The sequence below is a fragment of the Rhodovibrio salinarum DSM 9154 genome, from assembly GCF_000515255.1.
Classification (GTDB): domain Bacteria; phylum Pseudomonadota; class Alphaproteobacteria; order Kiloniellales; family Rhodovibrionaceae; genus Rhodovibrio; species Rhodovibrio salinarum.
The window spans coordinates 2,332,188-2,354,314 of the sequence record NZ_KI911559.1 but is presented as its reverse complement, the minus strand read 5'-3'; the positions used below and the strand labels follow the sequence as shown (position 1 = coordinate 2,354,314).

21 protein-coding genes and 1 riboswitch are annotated in these 22,127 nt (G+C 65.5%); of the genes, 7 read left to right on the top strand and 14 right to left on the bottom strand.

What is annotated here, in order from left to right; genetic code table 11:
- Positions 1-62 precede the first annotated feature (62 nt).
- From ureC to RHOSA_RS21925, 13 genes are all read right to left on the bottom strand, one after another.
- Positions 63-1,775, bottom strand: coding sequence for an urease subunit alpha (ureC, locus tag RHOSA_RS0110855; RefSeq protein ID WP_027288680.1), 1,713 nt, complete (start codon positions 1,773-1,775; stop codon positions 63-65).
- A 66-nt stretch (positions 1,776-1,841) separates the two neighbouring features.
- Complete coding sequence (locus tag RHOSA_RS0110850) at positions 1,842-2,147, bottom strand: urease subunit beta (RefSeq protein ID WP_027288679.1); 306 nt, start codon at positions 2,145-2,147, stop codon at positions 1,842-1,844.
- Between the two features lie 27 nt (positions 2,148-2,174).
- Positions 2,175-2,477, bottom strand: coding sequence for an urease subunit gamma (locus RHOSA_RS0110845; protein ID WP_027288678.1), 303 nt, complete (start codon positions 2,475-2,477; stop codon positions 2,175-2,177).
- Between the two features lie 42 nt (positions 2,478-2,519).
- On the bottom strand, positions 2,520-3,422 hold the full coding sequence (locus tag RHOSA_RS21940; RefSeq protein WP_051432053.1) for an urease accessory protein UreD: 903 nt from the start codon (positions 3,420-3,422) through the stop codon (positions 2,520-2,522).
- Entirely contained in the window at positions 3,397-4,092 is a 696-nt protein-coding gene (gene urtE / locus RHOSA_RS0110835; protein ID WP_027288677.1) for an urea ABC transporter ATP-binding subunit UrtE, read from the bottom strand. The genes RHOSA_RS21940 and urtE overlap by 26 nt, the downstream gene beginning before the upstream one ends.
- A gap of 5 nt (positions 4,093-4,097) precedes the next feature.
- Positions 4,098-4,940, bottom strand: a complete 843-nt coding sequence (gene urtD / locus RHOSA_RS0110830) for an urea ABC transporter ATP-binding protein UrtD (RefSeq protein ID WP_081728658.1) — start codon at positions 4,938-4,940, stop codon at positions 4,098-4,100.
- Complete coding sequence (gene urtC / locus RHOSA_RS21935; protein ID WP_081728657.1) at positions 4,933-6,075, bottom strand: urea ABC transporter permease subunit UrtC; 1,143 nt, start codon at positions 6,073-6,075, stop codon at positions 4,933-4,935. The genes urtD and urtC overlap by 8 nt, the downstream gene beginning before the upstream one ends.
- 10 nt (positions 6,076-6,085) lie before the next feature.
- Positions 6,086-7,744 carry an urea ABC transporter permease subunit UrtB gene (urtB, locus tag RHOSA_RS0110820; RefSeq protein ID WP_051432052.1) on the bottom strand — a complete coding sequence of 553 codons (1,659 nt, stop codon included), beginning with the start codon at positions 7,742-7,744 and terminating at the stop codon, positions 6,086-6,088.
- 206 nt (positions 7,745-7,950) lie between these two features.
- On the bottom strand, positions 7,951-9,246 hold the full coding sequence (gene urtA / locus RHOSA_RS0110815) for an urea ABC transporter substrate-binding protein (RefSeq protein WP_027288674.1): 1,296 nt from the start codon (positions 9,244-9,246) through the stop codon (positions 7,951-7,953).
- Between the two features lie 333 nt (positions 9,247-9,579).
- A complete protein-coding gene (locus RHOSA_RS0110810; RefSeq protein WP_027288673.1) occupies positions 9,580-11,250 on the bottom strand; it encodes a formate--tetrahydrofolate ligase in 1,671 nt (556 codons plus the stop codon).
- A 186-nt stretch (positions 11,251-11,436) separates the two neighbouring features.
- Entirely contained in the window at positions 11,437-11,613 is a 177-nt protein-coding gene (locus RHOSA_RS25150) for an MFS transporter small subunit (protein ID WP_156092694.1), read from the bottom strand.
- 13 nt (positions 11,614-11,626) lie between these two features.
- On the bottom strand, positions 11,627-12,991 hold the full coding sequence (locus RHOSA_RS21930) for an L-lactate MFS transporter (RefSeq protein WP_037256093.1): 1,365 nt from the start codon (positions 12,989-12,991) through the stop codon (positions 11,627-11,629).
- Between the two features lie 180 nt (positions 12,992-13,171).
- Positions 13,172-14,125, bottom strand: coding sequence for a LysR family transcriptional regulator (locus tag RHOSA_RS21925; RefSeq protein WP_051432051.1), 954 nt, complete (start codon positions 14,123-14,125; stop codon positions 13,172-13,174).
- A gap of 286 nt (positions 14,126-14,411) precedes the next feature.
- On the opposite strand from RHOSA_RS21925, the gene RHOSA_RS24745 reads away from it, so the two are divergent.
- The 7 genes from RHOSA_RS24745 to RHOSA_RS0110755 all read left to right on the top strand — a co-directional run bounded on the left by RHOSA_RS24745 (position 14,412) and on the right by RHOSA_RS0110755 (position 19,848).
- The gene (locus RHOSA_RS24745; protein WP_169816627.1) at positions 14,412-14,822 is read left to right on the top strand and encodes a potassium channel family protein; all 411 of its coding nucleotides are present in this window, start codon (positions 14,412-14,414) and stop codon (positions 14,820-14,822) included.
- 142 nt (positions 14,823-14,964) lie between these two features.
- Positions 14,965-15,164, top strand: a riboswitch (cobalamin riboswitch).
- Positions 15,165-15,170: 6 nt separating this feature from the next.
- The gene (locus RHOSA_RS25950; protein ID WP_322786839.1) at positions 15,171-15,440 is read left to right on the top strand and encodes a CbtB domain-containing protein; all 270 of its coding nucleotides are present in this window, start codon (positions 15,171-15,173) and stop codon (positions 15,438-15,440) included.
- Positions 15,441-15,449: 9 nt separating this feature from the next.
- Entirely contained in the window at positions 15,450-16,193 is a 744-nt protein-coding gene (locus tag RHOSA_RS0110775) for a CbtA family protein (RefSeq protein WP_027288671.1), read from the top strand.
- 430 nt (positions 16,194-16,623) lie between these two features.
- Positions 16,624-16,974: a cupredoxin domain-containing protein gene (locus tag RHOSA_RS0110770; protein ID WP_027288670.1), complete on the top strand. Its 351-nt coding sequence runs from the start codon at positions 16,624-16,626 to the stop codon at positions 16,972-16,974.
- Between the two features lie 18 nt (positions 16,975-16,992).
- Positions 16,993-17,832 carry an FTR1 family iron permease gene (locus RHOSA_RS0110765; RefSeq protein WP_027288669.1) on the top strand — a complete coding sequence of 280 codons (840 nt, stop codon included), beginning with the start codon at positions 16,993-16,995 and terminating at the stop codon, positions 17,830-17,832.
- On the top strand, positions 17,829-19,214 hold the full coding sequence (locus RHOSA_RS0110760) for a 4Fe-4S binding protein (protein WP_027288668.1): 1,386 nt from the start codon (positions 17,829-17,831) through the stop codon (positions 19,212-19,214). Before RHOSA_RS0110765 ends, RHOSA_RS0110760 begins: the two co-directional genes overlap by 4 nt.
- A gap of 82 nt (positions 19,215-19,296) precedes the next feature.
- A complete protein-coding gene (locus tag RHOSA_RS0110755; protein ID WP_200372043.1) occupies positions 19,297-19,848 on the top strand; it encodes an iron transporter in 552 nt (183 codons plus the stop codon).
- Between the two features lie 192 nt (positions 19,849-20,040).
- On the opposite strand, the gene RHOSA_RS0110750 is transcribed toward RHOSA_RS0110755, so the two are convergent.
- On the bottom strand, positions 20,041-22,107 hold the full coding sequence (locus RHOSA_RS0110750; RefSeq protein WP_027288666.1) for a methyl-accepting chemotaxis protein: 2,067 nt from the start codon (positions 22,105-22,107) through the stop codon (positions 20,041-20,043).
- Between the last annotated feature and the right edge of the window lie 20 nt (positions 22,108-22,127).

Sequence of the window (22,127 nt, the reverse complement as noted above, 5' to 3'; positions counted from 1 at the left end):
GCATCGGGCTACCGACCGCATATCGCTCTTATAATGGTTGAGCATGGTCGAATAACGCTCTGTTAAAACAGGAAATACCGCTGCGCCAACGCCAACTCGGCGGCGGGTTCGCAGGTCAGGAGTTCGTCATCCGCGCGGACCTCGTAGGTCTCGGAATCGACCTCCATGTCAGGCGTCTTGTCGTTCAGCACCATATCCGCCTTGGTCAGGCGGCGGGTGTTGGCGACCGGCAGCAGCTGGCGCGACAGACCGAGTTCGCCCGCCGGATCGCCGGTGTCGAGCGCGGCGCCGGAGACGAAGGTCACCGCACTTTGCGTCATCGCCCGGCCGTAACCCGCGAACATCGGCCGGTAGTGCACCGGCTGCGGCGTCGGGATGGAGGCGTTCGGGTCGCCCATCGGCACCGACAGGATCGAACCGGACTTGATCACCATCGCCGGCTTAACCCCGAAGAACGCCGGATCCCACAGGACGAGATCGGCCAGCTTGCCCTGCTCGATCGACCCGACGTACTGGGAGATTCCCTGCGCGATCGCCGGATTGATCGTGTACTTCGCGACGTAGCGCCGGGCGCGCAGGTTGTCGTTGTCGCCCTTCTCGCCCGGCAAACTGCCGCGCTGGCGCTTCATCTTGTCGGCGGTCTGCCAGGTGCGCGTGATCACCTCGCCGACCCGGCCCATCGCCTGCGCGTCGGAGGCCATGATCGAGAAGGCGCCCAGGTCATGCAGGATATCCTCGGCGGCGATCGTCTCCTTGCGGATCCGGCTCTCGGCGAAGGCGACGTCTTCGGGAATGCGCCGGTCGAGGTGGTGGCAGACCATCAGCATGTCCAAATGCTCGTCCACCGTGTTCACCGTGAAGGGGCGTGTCGGGTTGGTCGAGCTTGGCAGGACGTTCGCCTCACCGCACAGCTTGATGACGTCGGGCGCGTGGCCGCCCCCCGCCCCTTCGGTGTGAAAGGCGTGGATGGTGCGGCCGCGGATCGCCGCCACCGTGTCCTCGATGAAGCCGGACTCGTTCAGCGTGTCGGTGTGGATCAGCACCTGCACGTCCAGCTGATCGGCGACCGACAGGCAGGTATCCACCGCCGCGGGCGTGGAGCCCCAGTCTTCGTGCAGCTTCATGGCGCAGGCGCCCGCGCGCACCTGTTCGGCAAGCGCCTCCGGCCGCGAGGAGTTGCCCTTGGCGAAGAAGCCCAGGTTGACCGGCAGCCCCTCGGCCGCCTGCATCATCCGGCCGATGTGCCAGCCGCCCGGCGTGCATGTGGTCGCGTTGGTGCCGGCCGCCGGCCCCGTGCCACCGCCCATCATGGTGGTGAGCCCACTGGCGACCGCGTCCTCGACCTGCTGCGGGCAGACGAAGTGGATATGCACGTCGAGCCCGCCGGCGGTCAGGATCTTGCCCTCGCCCGCGATCACCTCGGTCCCGGGGCCGACCACGATGTCCACGCCTGGCTGGACGTTCGGGTTGCCCGCCTTGCCGATCGCCGCGATCCGGCCGTCGCGCAGGCCGACGTCGGCCTTCACCACCCCCCAGTGGTCCAGGATCAGGGCGTTGGTGATCACCGTGTCCATCGCGCCTTCGGCGCGGGTCGCCTGCGCCTGGCCCATGCCATCGCGCAGCACCTTGCCACCGCCGAACTTGACCTCGTCGCCGTAGACGGTGCGGTCCTCCTCGACCTCGATGAAAAGTTCCGTGTCGGCGAGCCGGACCTTGTCCCCCACCGTGGGCCCGAACATGTCCGCATAGGCGTCGCGCGAGATCGTGGTGGCCATCGCTTGGCTGCCTTTCGTTCGCTGTCTCTGTCGTTCAGCTGGCGGCGAAACGCCGTGCTCCTGCTTCTACAAGTCCCCGTCGACGTCGCCGCGGAAACCGACGACCCGACGGTTGCCCCCATAGGCGACCAGCGCAACGGTGCGGCTCTGGCCTGGCTCGAAGCGCATCGCGCTGCCGGCCGGAATGTCGAGGCGGAAACCGCGCGCGGCCGCGCGGTCGAACGACAGCGCCGGGTTCGCCTCGTGGAAATGGTAATGGCTGCCGACCTGAACCGGCCGGTCACCGGTGTTGGCGACCTCCAGCTCCTTGGTCTCGCGCCCGGCGTTAAGCTCCAGGTCGCCCTCGGCGCAGACGATTTCGCCCGGGATCATAGCGGCACTCCTCTCAACACCACGGGGTCAGCGGATCGGATCATGCACGGTCACCAACTTGGTGCCGTCCGGGAAGGTCGCCTCGACCTGCACGTCCGGGATCATCTCCGGCACGCCCGCCATCACCTGCTCGCGGGACAGCACCTCGCCGCCGTCGCGCATGAGTTCCGCGACCGAGCGTCCGTCGCGCGCGCCCTCGACGATGAAGTCGGTGATCAGCGCCACCGCCTCGGGGTAGTTCAGCTTGACCCCCCGTTCCAGCCGGCGCCGGGCGACCATGGCGGCGGTGGCCACCATCAGTTTGTCCTTCTCGCGCGGGCTCAGTTGCATGGCCCTTCAGCCTCCCTTCCCAATCTCGTCGTTGCTGGCCGTTCAGGTATGCCAGGCGGCTGGCACCCGAGCCGGTAGGCCGGCCAGCGTATGTCGCAAGTCGCTCCAGACGTCGGCGACCGTTCGCCGCAACGCAGCCCCATCGGCCGCCAGCGCCCGGATCAGCAACAGGCCGCCAACCACGCTCACCCCAGCCGTCGTCCGAGCGTGCGCGTGCGCTGTCAGCACCTCACGCGCGGTGTGCAGATGGTCCGGCGCGTCGGGCGCAGCGTAGATGAGCGTCGCCGTCGCCAACTGCCCGGCGAAACCGGCCGGCGCATCCAGGCTGGCATTCGGCGGGTCCAACCGCAGCCCATCCGCCCAGACCAGCCGGTCGGCACGGTGGACCCGCCAGCGCTCCAGCAGATGCGCGCCCGACACCCGTTCGCCGTGCGCGGTGCGGCCCAGCACCAGCAGTTCGCCCGCCAGCAATCGGCCCTCCGGCGCGACCCGGGCCGTCGTCAGGCGGCGCAGGTGCGCGCGGTCGAACAGGATCGTCTCCTGCGGCAACCATTCCAACCAGCCGTCGTCGCTGACGCTCAGTTCGGTCGCGATCACACTCGCCGGGCCGGTCGAGCGATAGACTTTCTCCGCCGCCTGCGTGGTTACCACCGCGCGGGCATCGGGGCCGACCTCGATCGTGTTGTCGAGCCGGTCGCCGCCGGCGAGCCCGCCGGCCTCGTTCACCAGGGTGGCGCCCGCCAGCCCGGTTGCCCGGTCACGCGGGGTGAGAATGCGCGCGGGAGCCCGCTGGTCCCGGGCCTTGAGCCGCGTTGTTCCCTCCGGCGCGTCGAATGTGAGCCGGCACCCGCCGATCGACCGGGCCAGCGCACTGGACGCACGCGCGCCCCCACCCTCGAACGGCGCCAGACGCGCGCGGTCAAACGGTAAGGTGCTGGCGCACATCGGCCTCCTCCAGTTCGCGCTTCGCGCCCGACAACACGATCTGCCCCCGATCCATGACGTAGAAATGATCGGCCAGATCGCGGGCAAAGTCGAAGTACTGTTCGACCAGCACGATCGCCATTTCGCCGCGACGCGCCAGTTCGGCGATCACGGCCGCGATGTCCTTGATGATCGATGGCTGGATGCCTTCGGTCGGTTCGTCGAGCAGCAGGCAGCCGGGCCGCGCTGTCAGCGCGCGGGCGATCGCGAGCTGCTGCTGCTGCCCGCCTGACAGGTCGCCACCGCGCCGGCGCAGCATGTCCTTGAGCACCGGGAACAGCTCGTAGACGCTCTCGTCGATCCCGCTCGCCCGTCCCTTCGCGGCGGCGAGGCCGGTACGCAGGTTCTCGTGCACGCTCAAGCGCGGAAAGATCTCGCGCTCCTGCGGCACGTAGCCGATGCCGGCCTGCGCACGCTTGTGCGGCGGCAGCCGGGTGAGATCGGTGTCACCCCACTTCAGTGTCCCGCCGCTGGTCGGGTGCAGGCCGGAAATTGCGCGCATCAGCGAGGTCTTGCCGACGCCGTTGCGGCCGATCACGCAGGTTACCTTGCCCGGCTCGGCCGCGAGGTCGACGTCGCGCAGGATATGGCTCGCCCCATAATGCAGGTTGAGGCCCTGGGCCTGCAGCATCGCCACTACCTCCCGAGATAGACTTCGATGACCTTGGGATCGTTCTGCACGGCATCGACACTGCCCTCGGTCAGCACGGTGCCCTGGTGCAGGACGGTCGTGCGCGCGCCCAATTCGCGCACGAAGGCCATGTCGTGTTCGACCACGATCAGGGTGTGGCGGTCCTTGATGTCGTGGATCAGCTTGGCGGTCTTGGCCGTCTCCTCGTCGGTCATACCAGCCACCGGCTCGTCCAAAAGCAAGAGCCGGGCATCCTGGATCAGCAGCATGCCGATTTCCAGCCACTGCTTCTGCCCGTGGGAGAGCTGCCCCGCTTCCCGATCCTGCAGATCGCCAAGCCCGCAAACGTCCAGGATCTCGTCGATCCGCGCCCGGGTCTGGCCGGTCAGACGAAAACGCAGGGTCGCGAGCACGCCGCGCTCGCTCTTCAACGCCAGTTCGAGGTTCTGGAACACCGTCAGTGGCTCGAACACCGTCGGCTTCTGGAACTTACGCCCGACACCGAGATTGGCGGTCGCCTCCTCGCGCAATTGGGTCAGGTCGTGGCGGCCGTCGAACAGGGCGGTGCCAACGTCCGGGCGGGTCTTGCCGGTGATCACGTCCATCATCGTCGTCTTGCCCGCACCGTTCGGACCGATGATGGTGCGCAGCTCGCCCTCATCGACAACCAGCGACAGGGTGTCCAGTGCCTTGAAGCCGTCGAACGAAACCGTGATGCCATCGAGGTAGAGCAGCGTGCCCCGAGCCGCCGGCAATGGGACCGCTCCGGTCGGCTGGCCGCGCGCGCCATCCACCAGCGCACCGGCCTTATCAGCGGCCTTGTCGACCAGGGTGCGTGCATCAGCCATGACCGCCTCCCCGCTGCTTGGCGAGCGACGCGCGGATTTGCGGCCACACGCCGGCCAGCCCCTTGGGCAGGAACAGCGTCACCGCGATGAACAGCGCGCCCAGGAAGAACAGCCACAGCTCCGGGGCGACGCCAGTCAACCAGCTCTTCGCCGCATTGACGCCGAGCGCGCCCAGGATCGGCCCGACCAACGTGCCCCGGCCGCCGACCGCGACCCAGGCGGCGACCTCGATCGACTGCGCGGGCTCGAACTCGCTGGGGTTGATGATGCCGGCCTGGGGCACGTAAAGCGCGCCGCCCAGCCCGGCGATCATGGCCGAGAGAACGAACACGAACAGCTTCACCCGGTCGGCCGGATAGCCCAGGAAGCGTACCCGCTCCTCCGCCTCGCGGATCGCGATCAGGACCTGTCCCAGCTTGGAGCGGACGATCCAGCGGCACAGAAGATAGCTGCCCGCCAAGGCCAGCACCGTGACCATGTAGATGCCGATGCGCGTGCCCTGATCGGCGACCGAAAAGCCCAGGATTTGCGAGAAGTTAGTCAGGCCGGTCTTGCCGCCGAAGCCGAGTTCCGAGCGCGAGAAGGCCAACATCAAGGCGAACACCATCGCCTGGCTGATGATCGAGAAGTAGACGCCGGAGATCCGGCTGCGGAAGGTGAAATAGCCGAACACGAAGGCAAGCAGCCCCGGTACGCCCAGGATGAACAGCAAGGCGACCGGGAACAGCTCCGTACCGGTCCACCACCACGGCAGGTGGTCCCAGTTCAGGAAGACCATGAACTCCGGCAGTTGGTTGCCGGCGCTGATCGCCTTCTGCTGGGCCAGGTACATGCCCATGCAATAGCCACCCAGGCCAAAGAAGGCGCCGTGACCGAGGCTGAGCGGCCCCGCGTAACCCCACAACAGTCCGTGCGCCAGCGCCAGCATGGCAAAACACCAGAACTTGCCGAGCACGCCGATCATGTAGTCCGGCAACCGCAGCGCCGATCCGTCCGGCAACAGGTTCAGGGCCGGCACCCCGAACAGGACGAACAGCAGCAGCGCGAGCAGCGCCAGATCCGCGCGCGTCACACGTCCAGGTAGGCGACCGACGCCGGCAGCCGGCAGGCGCGTGCTTGCAGGTTTCAGTGTCATCGCGCGTCTCCTACTGCTCGCCCGCGCGGCCCTTGAGCGCGAACAGGCCGCGCGGGCGCCACTGAATGAATAGGATGAGCAGGATCAGGACGATCACCTTGCCCAGCATCGCCCCGGCATAAGGCTCCAAAAACTTGTTCAGGATGCCCAGCACCATCGAGCCGCCAAGCACGCCCCACAGGCTTCCCACCCCGCCGAACACGACGACCATGAAGCTGTCGACGATGAACGACTGGCCAAGGTTGGGACTGACGTTGGTGATCTGCGACAGCGCCACACCACCGATCCCGGCGATCCCGGAGCCGAGCCCGAAGGTCAGCGCGTCGATCCGACCGCTCGGGATGCCCATCGCACGGGCCATGCTGCGGTTCTGCGTCACCGCGCGCACATACAGACCAAAGGTGGTGCGCTTGAGCACCAGCGCCAGCGCCGCCAGCACCGCCAGCGCGAAGATCAGGATGAAGATGCGGTTGTAGGTCAGGACCGCGCCGCCGATCAGATCGATGCTGCCGGACATCCAGCTCGGGTTGGAGACCTCCTTGTTGGGCGCGCCGAAGATCGTGCGTACCCCCTGCTGCAGCAGCAGGCTGATTCCGAAGGTGGCCAGCAGCGTCTCCAGCGGCCGGCCGTAGAGATGACGCACGACCGTCTGCTCCAGCAGCACGCCCATGGCCCCCGCAACCAGGAAAGCCGCCGGCAACGCAATCAGCACCGACAGCTCGCTCAGCCCCGGGGCCACCGACAGGACCGTCTGCTGCACGACGAAGGTCGTGTAGGCGCCCAGCATCAGCATCTCGCCGTGGGCAAGGTTGATCACCCCCATCACGCCGAAGGTGATCGCCAGCCCGACCGCCGCCAGCAGCAACACGGAGCCGAGCGAGATGCCCTGGAACACCCGCTGCCCCCAGTCGATCAACGTCAAGCGCGTCTCGATCGCGGCGGCGGCCTCGTCGGCGGCGGTACGCACCTCCTCCGGCAGGTCCTCACGCTGCAGCAGCTGCAACAGCAGGCTGCGGACCTCCGGTGCCGTGCTGCCGGACAGCCGCTCGATCGCGGCCAATTGTGTCTCGGTATCGCCGGCCAGCAGCTCGACCTTGGCAAGCGCCAGGCGGATTGCGGTCTCGACGCGCGCCACTTCCTCCCGTTCCAGCGCGCGTTGCAGCAGATCGGCCGTCGCCGGCGAGGGATCGCGCACGATGTCGCGGGTCGCCGCGAGCCGGGCATCGGGATCCTGGGCGAAAATCTGTACTTGGCTGATCGCGGTACGCAGCTTCCGGCGGATCTGGTTGCTGGCGTAGATCGTCTCGATCTCGAGCGCGTCCGGGTTGTCGACCGGCTTGCCGGTCAAGGCATCCTGCACCGGTCCGCCGTCGTCGGGTTCCAGGACCACGCGGTCCGAGCCCTCGACCACACCCAAACGTCGATACATCAGCGCCGACAGCACGGCCGCCGCGCGCGGATGGCCAAGCTCGACGATCCGGTCGACCGCCTGCTCGCGCGCCGGCCGGTCGCCGGTGGCCAATGTCTGAACCGCCTCGGCGAAGGCCATGTCGTCGGCCGATTGCGCGACGGCTGGCTTTATGCCTGCGGCCAGCGCCAGCACCAGACCGAGCGCCAGTACGGCGCAGGCCGTCCAGCCCGCCCGCGATGCGCGTTGACATCCGGTCATTCAGCCCCACCCCGTCCGGGAATGTCAGTGATCAGGAAAACCGATACTTGGACTGCACGGCAGCGTCCGCGATCGGCAGCCAACGGCATGGAAACCGACGGCCGAAAGCCGCGATGCGCCGGGCGGCCCGCCCCTCCAGTTCGCGTCCGCAGGGGTGCGGGCGCGCGCGGGACCGCCCGGCGTGGTCGCGGATGACGTTCGATCGCCTAGTCGACGCCGATCAGACCGGCATCGGCGAAGGTCGGCTCCTCACAGCCGCCGCAGACCCAGGGATAGGTCCAGTCGGCCGTCAGGTTCTCGCTTTCCGGCAGGTAGTCGGACCAGGGATCGCCCGGGATCGCCTCGTCGGTCTTCTGGACGATGTTGAACTGACCGCCCGGACCGATCTCGCCGATCATCACCGGCTTGGAGAGGTGATGGTTCTCGTTCATCGCCACCTCGAAACCGGAGAGTGACTGCACCGTCTGGCCGTACATCGCGTTGCGGACTGCCGCGACATCCGTCGTCCCGGCCTGCCGTACCGCCTGCACCCACATGTTGAAGCCGATATAGTGCGCCTCCATGGGGTCGTTCACGACGCGGTCCTCGTCGTCGGTGAACTCGCGGAAGTTGGCGATGAACTTGTCGTTCTCCGGCGTCTCCACGGTCATGAAGTAGTTCCAGGCCGCCAAGTGCCCGATCAGCGGGTCGGTATCGATGCCCGAGAGCTCCTGCTCGCCGACCGAGAAGGCCACGACCGGCGTGTCCAGCGCGTCCACGCCCTGGTTCGCCAACTCCTTGTAGAACGGCACGTTGGCGTCGCCGTTGATCGTGGAGATGATCGCGGTGCGCTTACCCTGATTGGCGAACGACTTCACCCGGCTGATGATCGACTGCCAGTCGGAGTGCCCGAACGGCGTGTAGTTCACCATGATGTCGTCGTCGGAGATGCCGTTCTGGTTTAGGTAGGCATCCAGGATCTTGTTGGTGGTGCGCGGGAAGACGTAGTCGGTCCCGAGCAACGCGAAGCGCTCGAACCCCTGATCCAGCAGGTACTTGGTCGCGGGGATCGACTGCTGGTTCGGCGCCGCGCCGGTGTAGAAGATGTTCTTGGATGCCTCCTGCCCCTCGTACTGCACGGGGTAGAACAGCAGACCGTCCAGCTCCTCGAACACCGGCAGCACCGCTTTGCGGCTGGCCGACGTCCAGCAGCCGAACACCACGTCGACGTCCTCGACCTCGATCAGCTGTCGCGCCTTCTCGGCGAACAGGTCCCAGTCGGAAGCTGGGTCGACCACGACCGTCTCGACCTCGCGGCCCAGCAGGCCGCCACTCTCGTTGAGGTCGGACACCATCATTTCGACGGTGTCTTTCAGCGTGGTCTCGGAAATCGCCATCGTGCCGGACAGGGAATGCAGCACGCCGACCTTGATCGGCTCGCCGTCCTGCGCGGCGACGGGACCGCCGGCCAGGGCGAGCGCCGCCCCCACCGTCAGGCCCAACAGGCGTTTGGGAAGTCGCATCGGGCTGGCCCTCCTCGTTGATTCCGCATTATCCAGCGTCGTCTGCGAACGCAGCGCGTTCTCAGCAAACGGCGTGCCAAGCACGTGCAATCCCTGGATTTCGCGCCTTCGGAGGGCTTTTGGGTGCGGATACCCGCCACCGGACACCGACGATCCGCTTAATTTTTGTGCAGCGCGTGAACGAAAAGAACCTGGCTGATCATCATGCAGGCAACACCCCCGGCGACGTTGCGATCAAATAAATCTCCGCCGCACAACCATGTGCGGCGGAGATCATGCGATCAACAAGCGACGCGCGCACGCATCGACCGACATATCGGCGCCAGCGCGCGCCTAGAAAAGCCCTTGGATCCAGCCGTTTTGATCCAGGTAGATGTCGTTTGCGGCCGGATGGCTGGGGAGACCCGGCATGGTTAGGATCTCTCCGGTGACTGCGACCAGGAAGCCGGCCCCGGCCGAGACCCGCACCTCGCGGATGGTCACCGTGTGGCCGGATGGCGCCCCCATTTGGGTCGGATCGGTCGAAAAGGAATATTGCGTCTTCGCCATACAGATCGGGAAGTTGCCGTAGCCCTGATCCTGCAGTTCCTGGAAGCGCGCCCGTACCTGCGAGTCCGCGTCGATGTCGCCCGCGCCATACAGCTCCTGCGCGACCGTCCGGGCCTTGTCCCACAGGCTCATGTCGTCGCCGTATAGGGGCTGAAAGGCATCGGTCCCGGCATCCGCGAGCGCGACCACGTGCTCGGCAAGCTCCTGCGTCCCGGCGGACCCGTCGGCCCAGTGGCTGCACAGCACCGCACGCACGCCCTGCGTCTCCGCCTGCGCTCGAATCTCCTCGAGTTCGGCGTCGGTATCGCTGGTGAAGCGGTTGATCGCCACAACCACCGGAACGCCGAAACCTTTCACGTTGGCGATGTGACGGGTCAGGTTGGCGCACCCCGCGCGGATCGCGGCCACGTTCTCCTCGCCCAGCTGGTCCTTCGCAACGCCGCCGTGCATCTTCAGCGCCCGGGCGGTTGCGACGATCACGGCCGCGTTTGGCTGCAGCCCGGCCTTGCGGCACTTGATGTTGAAGAACTTCTCCGCCCCCAGATCGGCGCCAAAACCGGCCTCGGTCACGGTGTAGTCGGCCAGATGCAGGCCGGATTGCGTCGCCATCACACTGTTACAGCCATGGGCGATGTTGGCGAACGGTCCGCCGTGGATGAACGCCGGATTGTTCTCCAGCGTCTGCACGATATTCGGCATCAGCGCATCGCGCAGCAGCACGGCCATCGGACTCTCGGCGCCCAGATCGCCAGTCGTGATCGGCTCCTGCTCGCGGGTATAGCCGACCACGATCTTGGCCAGACGGTCTTCGAGGTCCTTGAGGTCGGTTGCCAGACAGAAAATCGCCATCACCTCGGAGGCGACGGTGATGTCGAAGCCGTCCTCGCGTGGGAAACCGTTGGCCACGCCGCCTTGCGCGATCGTGATCTCGCGCAGGGCGCGGTCGTTCATGTCCATCACGCGCTTCCAGGCGATCCGACGGGTGTCGAAGCCCAGCGTGTTGCCCCAGTGGATATGATTGTCGATCAGTGCGGCCAGCAGATTGTGTGCGCTGGTGATCGCGTGGAAGTCGCCGGTGAAGTGCAGGTTGATGTCCTCCATCGGGACGACCTGGGCATGGCCACCGCCGGCGGCCCCTCCCTTCACGCCGAAACAGGGGCCCAACGAGGGCTCGCGCAGGCAGATCGCCGTTCTCTTGCCGATCCGGTTCAGCGCATCGCCCAGCCCCACGGTCGTGGTCGTCTTACCCTCGCCCGCCGGCGTCGGATTGATCGCGGTCACCAGGATCAACTTGCCGCGCGGACGGTTCTGGATCGAACGCAGATAATCGTAGGACACCTTCCCCTTGTAGGGTCCATACTCCAGGATCGCGTCCGCTGGGATGTCGAGCTTTTCCGCAACGCGCTTGATCGGCTGCATGTCCGCAGCGCGGGCGATATCGATATCGCTGGGCACAATGCCCCCCTCTCAATGTTTTTGTGAATTCGGCTTGCGTTGACGTGCGCGACGAACGTGGGACCGCGCACGGAGCGCGTCCAGCTCGTTCGGAACGGCGTTGGGGACGCCGCGATCTTACCGTCGGGCACGGCGCAGCAGCCCGCGCGCCCGGCGCGCAAGGTCGGCGGGCTGCTGAACCAGCCCCTAGAACAGGGCCGATGCCTTCAGAATGGTGTTGTAGACCCCATAGAGCAACGGGATCAAAACGATCGCCCAGACGCCGATCAGCCGGCCGGTTGCCGGGTCGACGTGCTCCTCCCCGGCAATGGCGGAGGCTTCGCGGTCGATCGGGTCAGTCTCCTGATAGCTTGGGCGTGCCATGGTCTTAACCTCGCTATTCTGCGGCGGCGGCCAGTTCGCGCTCGGACATCAGATGACGGTCCGCCATCGGCCGGATCGCCAGGTTGCACAGCAAGCCAACGGCAAGCAGCCCGGCCATGATGTACATCGTCAGCGAATAGGCCTCTGCCGGCGGTACGCCCTGGTTGAGCTGGAACTCGCGCAGGTAGTTGATCAACACCGGGCCGAGCACGCCGGCCACCGACCAGGCCGTCAGCAACCGGCCGTGAATGGCACCGACGTGGGCGGTCCCGAACAGGTCGCGCAGATAGGCTGGCACCGTCGCAAAGCCGCCGCCGTACATCGAGATGATGATCAGGTAGCAAAGCACGAACAGCGTGATCACGCCGCCCGAGGCAATGCTGGGCACGGCGGCATAGAGCAGGATGCCCAGGATGAAGAAGGTCGAATAGGTCGCCTTGCGCCCGATGTAGTCGGATGTGCTGGACCAGATAAACCGCCCCAGCATGTTGAAGATGCTGAGCAGGCCGACGAAGCCGGCCGCGGCGTTGGCGGAGACGCCGACCATCTCCTGGCTCATCACCGAGGCCTGGCCGAGCACGCCGATGCCCGCGGTAACGTTCAGGCACAGCACAGCCCAGATCAGCCAGAACTGCGGGGTGCGCAGCGCCTGATCGACGTGCACGTGGCCTTGCGTCTGTAGCCGGTTGCCGCTGGCCTGCTCCGGCTTGAAGCCGGCCGGCTGCCAGTCGTCGTGCGGCACCCGGACGATCAGCGCACCGAACATCATCATGACGAAGTAGATCACGCCCATCGTGGCGAAGGTCGCCCCGACGCCGACCGAGTCCGGGCCGGCGTAGACGTCCATCAGTTCGACCGCCAGCGGGGAGCCGATCATCGCACCGCCGCCGAAGCCCATGATGGCCATGCCGGTCGCCATGCCCGGCCGATCGGGGAACCAGCGGATCAGCGTCTTCACCGGCGAGATGTAGGCGAACCCGAGCCCGATCCCGCCGAACACCCCGTAGCCAAGGTAGACCAGCCAGATCGAATGCAACCAGCAGCCTAGCGCAGCCACCAGGAAGCCGCCGCCCCAAGCCGTGGCCGCGACGACCATGCCTTTACGCGGGCCGACACGTTCCAGCCAGCGTCCGCCGAACGCGGCCGTCAGACCAAGTACGGCGATCGCGATGGAAAAAATCCAGCCCAGCGTCGTCAGTTCCCAGTCGCCTGGGGCGGATTGGTCGATGCCGATGATCCGGGTCATCGGCTCGTTGAACACGCTGAACGCATAGACCTGGCCGATCGACAGGTGGATGGCCAGCGCTGCCGGCGGAATCAGCCAGCGGTTGAACGTTCGAGGCGCGACGATCCGCGCCTTGTCGAGAAACCCTGCCATGATGTGAACCTCCCCAAGGCCTTACGGGCCCGGACACTTGACTGCCCGTGCCATCCAGAGCCCGTGATCGCGGCTAGTGATGTGAGCGCGATCAGGCAGCCGTTCGCAGCGCCAGAACGGAACCGGCACGGCGGCCACCCGTCAAAACGAATAATCCAATAGTCTGATAGATTTTTGCTATTAATCAGCCGTCACGCCAGCGCTATCTACCCGTGCCAGCGGCAGTTCATCGTCCCGGCCCGTCAGGGTATGTGGCGGCAAATCGCGCGCGCAAGACCAAGCTGCGGTGATCAGACGCGACGGGAGCTCGGTGCGTCGCGTGACGAAGCCGACGGTCGGGGTCAGTTCCGGTTCGACCAGCGGAACACCTACGGCACCTGCCGGTTGGACGATCGTGGAGAGCAGCGCCGCCGGCAGAACGCTGGACCAGCCGCCCGGATGGATATGTGCGCATAGGGTGACGATCGAATTGGTATCCACCCGCGGTGTCGGGTCCGCGCCGGCCTGGTGGAAAGCGCCGTCGATAATCCGGCGATTCTGCATGTCCCCGTTTAACAGACAAAGCCGAAGCGTGGCGGCCTCCTGCCAAGTGACCGTCCGACGGGCGCCAAACGGGCCATCACGTGGGGTCAGCAGCACGTAACGCTCGCGGTACAGCGGCAGCGTCTCCAGATCGGGCAGCGGCTCGTTATTCAGATAGGTCAGGCCAATATCCAGACGGAACTGCTCGAGCCCTTCCAGGATCTGGTTCGAAGTCATCGACAGCACGTTTGCACTGACGTTGGGATGCTGCTGGCACAACCGTTCCGTGATCACCGAAACCGCCGGCAATGCTGTCGGAATCGTCCCCAGACGCAGGCGACCGCTCAGACAAGCGTCGACGTCCAGCAGGTTGCCACGCAGATTCTCCCACTCGAACAACATGCGCTGCGCCCAGGCGAGCACCCGCTCGCCTTCTGCCGTCAGCCCCTCGAACCGGTGCGTACGATGGACGAGCCGCGTCCCCAACTCCTGCTCCAGGGCCCGGATGCCAGCCGACAGCGTGGGCTGCGTGACATTACACGCCACCGAGGCGCGGCCGAAATGCCGGTGGCGGGCCAGCGCATCCAGGTACTTGAATTGCTGGAACGACATCTCCGTTCTCCCGTATACAACCTCGGCGTTCCCAAGGGGACGTGCCCCAGCAGGCCTCACCCAGCTGACGCGCAATCCGGCTCCAGGTCACGCGCTTGGACGCACCAGCGCACGCACCACGCTAGCCATTGTACATACATGTATCAGGGCGATCCGGCGCGCGCGTCTAGCCAGCGAGGTCACAAAACTCGCTACGATGTGTTTGTCTGATCTCTGATGCGCTATGATTAGACGCCCCGCAACACTGCGTTCCTCTCGCATTTGGCCTCTGAACGTGCTTGTCCAGATGACTTTAGGCGCCGGGCTTCTCGCGCTGTGCGTCGGTCTTCACGCAATCGTCCTCGACACCGTGGCCGTCCGCCTCAAACGCTGGGTCACACGCCATACCGTGCGGCCAAAAGGGCCAAGACGTTTTTCCATCTTGGTGCAAGCCGGGGTGGCCGCGTTTCTGTCCCACATCCTGCAAATCTGGATCTGGGCGCTCGCGTTCCTGTGGGTTGGCGAATTCGATACGATGGAGCCGGCACTGTACTTCTCCACAGCCAGCTTCACGACCGTGGGCTACGGCGACGTGACCGCGTCGCCCCACTGGCGGCTGCTGGGAAGCTTCGAAGCCGCCGCGGGCATGCTGCTGTTCGGACTGTCGACCGCGTTTCTGTTCGAAGTCATGCGGACTATCTGGCGCAATGCCGATTAGGCCCGGTTTGACAACCGCGATTCTAACTGATGTCGCCTAACAGGTTCACTTTGAACGATTTTCCGTGCCTGCGCGTCTCCAACAGCCAGTCTCTCTCCGCCAGTCTCCGTTGTCGTCCTTGCGCACCTTTGCGCCCCGCTCTAAGCTGATTCCCGCTCGACGGTTCCCGTTGGGGACGATGAGGGAAGCCGGTGCAAGTCCGGCGCTGCCCCCGCAACTGTGAGCGGCGAGCCGACCTCCAGCACGCCACTGGGCCCTGCGCAACCATGCGCCGAGCCTGGGAAGGCGGGGGTACGGTTACGACCCGCCAGCCAGGAAACCTGCCGCGAGCCTGTAACGGCTGGAGACATGCCACATGCGCTCCGGCACCTGCCATCCAGCACGCACGGGCGGTGCGTCAAGACGGGGAATGAAATGAGCTACCAATCCAATCAACAGTCTGCACCGGGCCTTTCGGGTCACGCGGGCACGCACGAGCGGACACAGATCCTAGCCGCAGCTTTTGCGGCCATTCTATTCGGTGTCGTGCTGATCGCGGGCGTCGGGTTTGCGAGTCCGACCACGATCCACAACGCGGCGCATGACTCGCGCCACGCGTTCGCCTTCCCCTGCCACTAAGGGGGCCTCATGTTCAGACGGATTTTCCTGGCGGCGATTGCCGCCGGTCTGCTTGCGGGCGCCGCGATCTCGGTCGTTCACAGCTTCACCACGACGCCGATCATCCTGCACGCAGAGGAGTTCGAAGGCGGCGGCCATCATGACGCTGGCCTGATTACCCCACATGCCCAACACGCCCACATGTCCGGCGGCCTGCTGAAGTTCGTCCACAGCGGGGCCGAAGCACATGCGGACACTGCTGGCGCAGGCGAACCCTGGGCGCCGGACGACGGTCTGGAACGCACGTTCTATTCAACGCTCGCGAACCTGATCGCGGGGGTTGGCTTTGCCCTGCTGGTGGTCGCGGGAATGGCGCTGCATGGCGGCACGGTGACCCCGACGGTCGGCCTGCTTTGGGGCGCTGCCGGCTTTGCCGTGTTCACCCTGGCGCCGGCACTCGGGTTGCCGCCGGAGGCGCCGGGCTCGATGGCGGCCGACCTTCAGGCGCGGCAGCTCTGGTGGTGTTTCGCGGTGGCCGGCGCCGGGGCCGGACTCGGTCTGCTGGTGTTCGCGCCGAATTACCTGCTTAAGGCGCTTGGCGTCGCCGTCGCGGTCATCCCGCATTTGGTCGGCGCACCGCAGCCCGAAAGCATCGGCGGAGCCGTCCCCCCCGAACTCGCCGGTCATTTCGCCGCCACCTCGATTATCGTGAGTGCGATCTTCTGGGTGCTGATCGGGACCCTGTCCGCGGCCTTCTACCGCCGGATTTCTTAAAGCCAAATCAGACGAAGTCTGCAGCATATAGCGGGGCGGCGCTGACAGGAGCAGCGCCGCCCCGTTTTGACTCGCGCTGATTTACGCCACCGCGCGCGAGCCATGCATACAGGTGATGATCTTGTCCACATACGGCGGATCGGAGCCTGAGGTAAGCCGCGCGCGGCTCGAACACGCGATCTGCGACACCTGCGACATAGCTGCGCAGTTAAGGCCGGCAGTGTACAGCTTTATGCGCCGATATGACGGTCCGTCGTGCTCTTGACGCCCCAGAAAACTGCAATTTCACATCGCCTATTTGGATAACCGCCTGCCAAGCTATCCCGAAACAGCCGGCGTGATCCCTCTTGTTATTGCGAATGAACTGCAGTAGCGACTTTACAGGTTTGTGCGCAAGAAGACGGGCCTCAAAGGCCCAGGAGACATCGTTATGAAATTTCGTGCCGCACTCGGCGCTCTCATCGCAGTCACGCTCGCAGCTGCATCGCTCTCCAGCCATCCGGCCGCAGCCGATGACAATTTAACCCGTACGATCGTCATCAAGAACCACAAGTTCGTCCCCGCTACGCTCGAGGTGCCCGCGAAAATCCGGGTCAGGCTCATCATCGATAACCAGGATCCCACCCCCGAAGAATTCGAGAGTCACGATCTTCGGCGGGAAAAGATCCTGTCGGGCAATTCGAAGGGCACCGTCTGGGTCGGTCCGCTCCCAGAGGGCGAATACGGCTTTTTCGGCGAATTTCACCAGGACACCGCGCAGGGCACGCTGATCGCGAAGTAAGGGGAAGGGGTAGCCACAATGGCTGGTTCCGCCGTTATCGTTTTCCGTGAAGTCCTGGAAGCGGCCCTGATCGTGGCGATCGTCCTTGGCGCCACGCGCGGCGTCGTCGGCCGGGGCCGCTGGGTCGGTGGCGGGATCGCCATCGGCATCCTCGGCGCGATGGTCGTCGCCGCATTCGCGAACGGGCTCGCCAACCTGCTGCAAGGCCGGGGTCAAGAGCTTTTCAACGCAGGCGTATTGTTACTCGCCGTAGCGATGCTGGCCTGGCACAACGCCTGGATGGCCGCGCACGGCCGGCAGATGGCCGACGAGATGCGCCGGGTCGGCCATGACGTCAAGATCGGCGCCCGCCCCTTGGCGGCACTCGGGCTGGTCACAGCCCTGGCGGTGCTGCGGGAAGGCTCCGAAACAGTGTTGTTCCTCTACAGCCTGGCCGCATCCGGCGGGGCCTGGTCCCAGATGATGCTGGGCGGTGCCCTGGGACTGGTGGCGGGCGTCCTCGTTGGGTGGCTGCTCTACCGCGGCCTGCTTGCGATTCCGATCCGGTATTTCTTCTCGGCCGTGTCCTGGATGGTCCTGCTGCTGGCGTGCGGTCTGGCGGCAACGGCGGCTGGTTTTCTCAACCAAGCCGGCCTGCTGCCGTCCCTTGGGCTGCAGATCTGGGACACCTCCGGCGTTCTCGCGCAGGACAGCTGGCTTGGCATGCTGCTGCACATCCTCATCGGGTACACAGATCGGCCGATGGGCATCCAGCTGCTGTTCTACGGCGCCACGCTGCTCATCATCCTGGCATTGATGCGTCTTGTGAACGGGCAAACCAAAGCCCAAGGGGCGGAAGCGTCCGCGACCAACTCATGACCTGTCAAAACGCGATACTCGGGGCGCGATCCACCCGCCGCTTGCCCCCGCGGATCGAGGCGGTGGCCGTCGCCCTACGCCCCTACCTTCCGATCGTGCATCTTTGCATGTTCGTGGGCTTCTTCGTCCTCATCGTGGGGCCGGCGTTGCTGCCGGGCAGCGAAATCGCGCAGCAACTGGGCGACCTCGCGCGGTTCCTGATCTGGACCCTATGGTTCCCGCTGGTGTTCATCTCGGTGCTGCTGACAGGACGCAGCTGGTGCGGCTTGCTTTGTCCGATGGGCGCGGCGTCGGAATGGATGAACCGCATCGGCCGCAAGCGCCCGGTGCCAGGCTGGTTGCGCTGGGGCGGCACGCCGATCGTCAGCTTCCTGCTGGTCACCACCCTGGGACAGACACTTGGGGTGCGCGACTACGCCAGTGCCATTCTCGAGGTTTTCGGGCTGACATTCCTCGCGGCCCTGGTCATTGGCTACTTCTATGGGCAGGGGCAGAAAAAGCGGGCCTGGTGCCGGCACGCCTGCCCCATCGGCTTGCTGCTCGGCGTCTTTTCCCGCCTTAGCATGGTCGACCTGGCCCCGAAACGGCCGAAGGCAGGCGGTGACGCGTATGATACGCGCGGGCTCTGCCCGACCATGATCGACTTGCGGCGCAAGACCGAGAGCCGCCACTGCGTGATGTGCGCGCGCTGCGTCAATCCCGATAAGAAGGGCGGTCTCGCGTTGCAGTTCCGCAACCCCGGGGCCGAGATTGCCGACATCCGCAACCACCACCCTTCCAGCTTCGAGGTATGGTTCCTGTTTCTCGGAACCGGCATCGCACTTGGCGGTTTCCTGTGGCTGGTGCTGCCGCTCTACCAAAACCTGCGCCAGGCTACCGTGAACTGGGTGATCGAGCACGGCTATCTGTGGCTGGGCAATCCCGGCCCGGCGTGGCTGATGTCTGTCCACCCCGACGCGCGCGAGGTGTTCACCTGGATCGATTTCTTCCTGATTTCCGGTTGGATGATCGGCGTGATGCTCGCGCTGACGGTCGTCTTGGCCGCCCTGCAGGCCACGGGGGCCTGGCTCGCGGGCCGGCTGGGCGCGCATGGCCGGTTCGGGGAGCGGTTCGTCGCACTCAGCTACCAAGTGGCACCGCCGGCCATGATTTCACTGCTGCTTGGACTGGGGATCGATCTGTTCGGTCTGGTGCCGCAAGCCGCCGCTGCCTCCGTCAAGGTGGTTGCGCTCGGTGCCGCCGTCATCTGGGGCGGATGGCTCGGCTGGCAGATTTTGAAAAACCTGGGACTCCCCGGTGCACGGGCTGCCGTGGCCACGTTGCCGGGGCTTATTGGCGGACTCGCCGTCGCCTCGGCCTGGTGGCCTGCCATCGTCGGATGACGGAGATGGCCTTGGTGAGAAGGTGGCGGGCGCAGTGCGCGTTCGTTGATCACCCGAAACTCAGAAGCAAAGGAGAGAGAACATGAGTATGAAGCGCGTCGGCCTCATGGCCGCGGGCGTGGCGGCGATCGCCATGACGGCACCGATGTTTGCCTTGCCGGCCCAAGCTGCCGAAACGCCGATCGGGGATGCGGTTCAGAAGAACGGCATGGAAATCGCGGCTGTCTATCTGCAGCCCGTCGTCATGGAACCGTCCCTGCCCGGCTTGGAGCACGAGGCGGACGTCCACCTCGAAGCCGACATCCACGCCATGAAGGACAGTGAGAACGGCTTCGGGCCGGGCGACTGGGTCGCCTATCTCGGCATCACCTATCGCATCGAAAAGCAGGACTCTTCGTGGAGCACGAGCGGTTCCTTCATGCCGATGGTCGCCAACGATGGTCCCCACTACGGCGCCAACATCAAGCTCGACGGACCCGGGAAATACACACTCAGCTACCACATCATGCCGCCCCCCTATCAGGGGTTCTACCGCCACACCGACGAGGAAACCGGTGTCGCCGAGTGGTGGAAGCCATTCGATGTGGAATGGGAGTTCGCCTACGCCGGGAGCGGCAAGAAAGGCTCCTACTAAGCCGGCCTTCGAGGCAGCCAATCGCCTGAGTTAAGTTTCACCGATTCCATTGTGCCGCCCGGCCCCTTAGCGGGCCGGGCGGCCTTTATTTGTTCGGCCAGGGCCGCAGAGGCGACGCAACGAACCTGCAGATCCCGGCACTTGCGATGCCAGAACACAACGTTGCCCCGGTCTGCGCGACACCGCTTCGCGTTAGCTGGCGCGCAAGCCCTGCAGGAAGCGTGCGGACGCGGACTCGATGTTGCTCATCCCGGTGTCGACCGCTTCGGCAACGCCACTCACCTCGCGTGCCGTGTCTCCGGTGCGTTCCGAAGCGACGCGCATTTCGGCCACCGTCTCGGCAGCCCCCGTCGTGCTCTCGGCCGCGCGCGAGACGTTTTCCGAGATGTCGGTCGTTGCCGTGCTCTGCTCCTCGACCGCCGCAGAGATCGCAGTTGCGTTCTGCTCAAGATCGGTGATCGTCGTCACGATGCTGCGGATCGCCTCCACGGTCCCCGTGGTTTCGCTACGCACCTCTTCGATCTGTTGCGTGATCTCCTTGGTCGCATTGGCCGTCTGTTCGGCCAGGCTCTTGACCTCGTTGGCCACCACCGCGAAGCCCTTACCCGCCTCGCCGGCACGCGCGGCTTCGATGGTGGCGTTGAGCGCGAGGAGGTTGGTCTGTTCGGCAATATCCTGGATCATCACGACAACGCTGCCGATCCGGTCGACCTTCTCGGCCAGTGCGTTGACGGATTGGTTCGAACGCTCTGCCTCAGTGGTCGCTGTCTTGGCGGTTTCCGCTGCGCGACCCGCTTGGCTGGCGATTTCCTGGATCGCCGCCGACAGCTCTTCCGTCGCGGCGGCCACAGTCTGAACGTTACCGGACGCGCTGTTCGTGCGACTGGCAACCACATCCGCCTGATGCAGCGAGTCCGCGGCCGTCGCGGAGAGCGTCTCCGAGGTGCTGTTGAGCGCCGTCGCCTGTTCGCGCAGGGATCCGATCGCACTCCCCACGACATTCTCGAAGTCGCTTGCCAGCTGCTCGCGCTGTGCCTGCCGTTCGGCGGCGTTGCGTTGTTCGGCCTCGGCACGCTCGGCTTCCAGGCTTCGAACCCGCTGCATGTTGGCCTTGAAGTCGTCCAACGCGCGGTTGATGTCGCCAATTTCGTCGCGGCGGGCGGTGTCGGCCTCTTCCGTATCCAGGTCGCCTTCCTGAAGCCGCTGGATCGTGTCAATGCTGCGCGACAGTGGCCGCCGGATCATGCGATGGGTGAGGATCAGCAGCGCCGTGACCAGCAAGGCGACCAACAGCAGGCCACCGATGATCAGCTTGTTCGACAGCTCGCGCGCCTTGCTCAGGATCACCGCTTCCGGCACCGAGACGACGACGGCCCAGTTGCGCTTGAAATCCTGAACCTCGGTCGGCACGACCACATGCAGCAGACCCGCAGCATCGCGCATCAACTGCGTGCTGCCCTCGCTTAGCGCACGATCGATGGCGGAGGCTAGCGCTGGTGTCGTTTCGCCAACCGACTTACCAAGATGTTCTGGGGTCCCTGTCGCGGTCCAAAGGCCACCATGAGAGACCAGCCGGACGTGCCCCTCTCCGTAAGGACGAATCTGGGCGAATTGATCTGACAGGCTGGAGAGATCGATGTCGGCGCCGGCAACGCCAAGGGTCTTGCCATTGACCTTCAGAGGTACGGCGGCGGAGGTGAGCAGGATGTCGGTGCCTTCGATCGTATAGATCGTCGGGTCGGTCATGTACGGCTGACCATTTTGGAATGCGGCCTGGTACCAGGCACCGCTCATGTCCTTAGAATGCGTTTCCTGAACGCCGTTGCCATAGTTGTAGTAGTAGGGTGTGAAGCGCCCATTCTCGGTCTGGGTGTCAACGCCGCTTTGGCCCGCCAGCTCGGCGTCCCGCCCGTCGAAAGCGTTCGGTTCGAAGGCGATCCAGGCGCCCGAGAGCCGAGGGTCCTCGGTCATCGTCCGCTCAAGCAGGCGAGTGACGCCCGCGCGCTCTCTATAGCCGGCGTCGATCAGCCCCTCTGCAGTACTGCTGATCGTTTTGGCGGTCTGCATCACACCGGCGAGCTGCCCGCGTACGCGCTGAGCCTGGGCCTTTCCGGTCTGCTCCAACCGGGTCGTCGCCAGGTCACTCACGGCGCCCGTGACAGACGTGGAAACCACCGCAATGCCGGCGCCCAAGAGCACAGCAACCAGGGCCGCACTTGCCAGGGCCAGACGCAAGCCGATCGAACGAAACCGGATCATGGAACCTTCCGCGTTAGAGC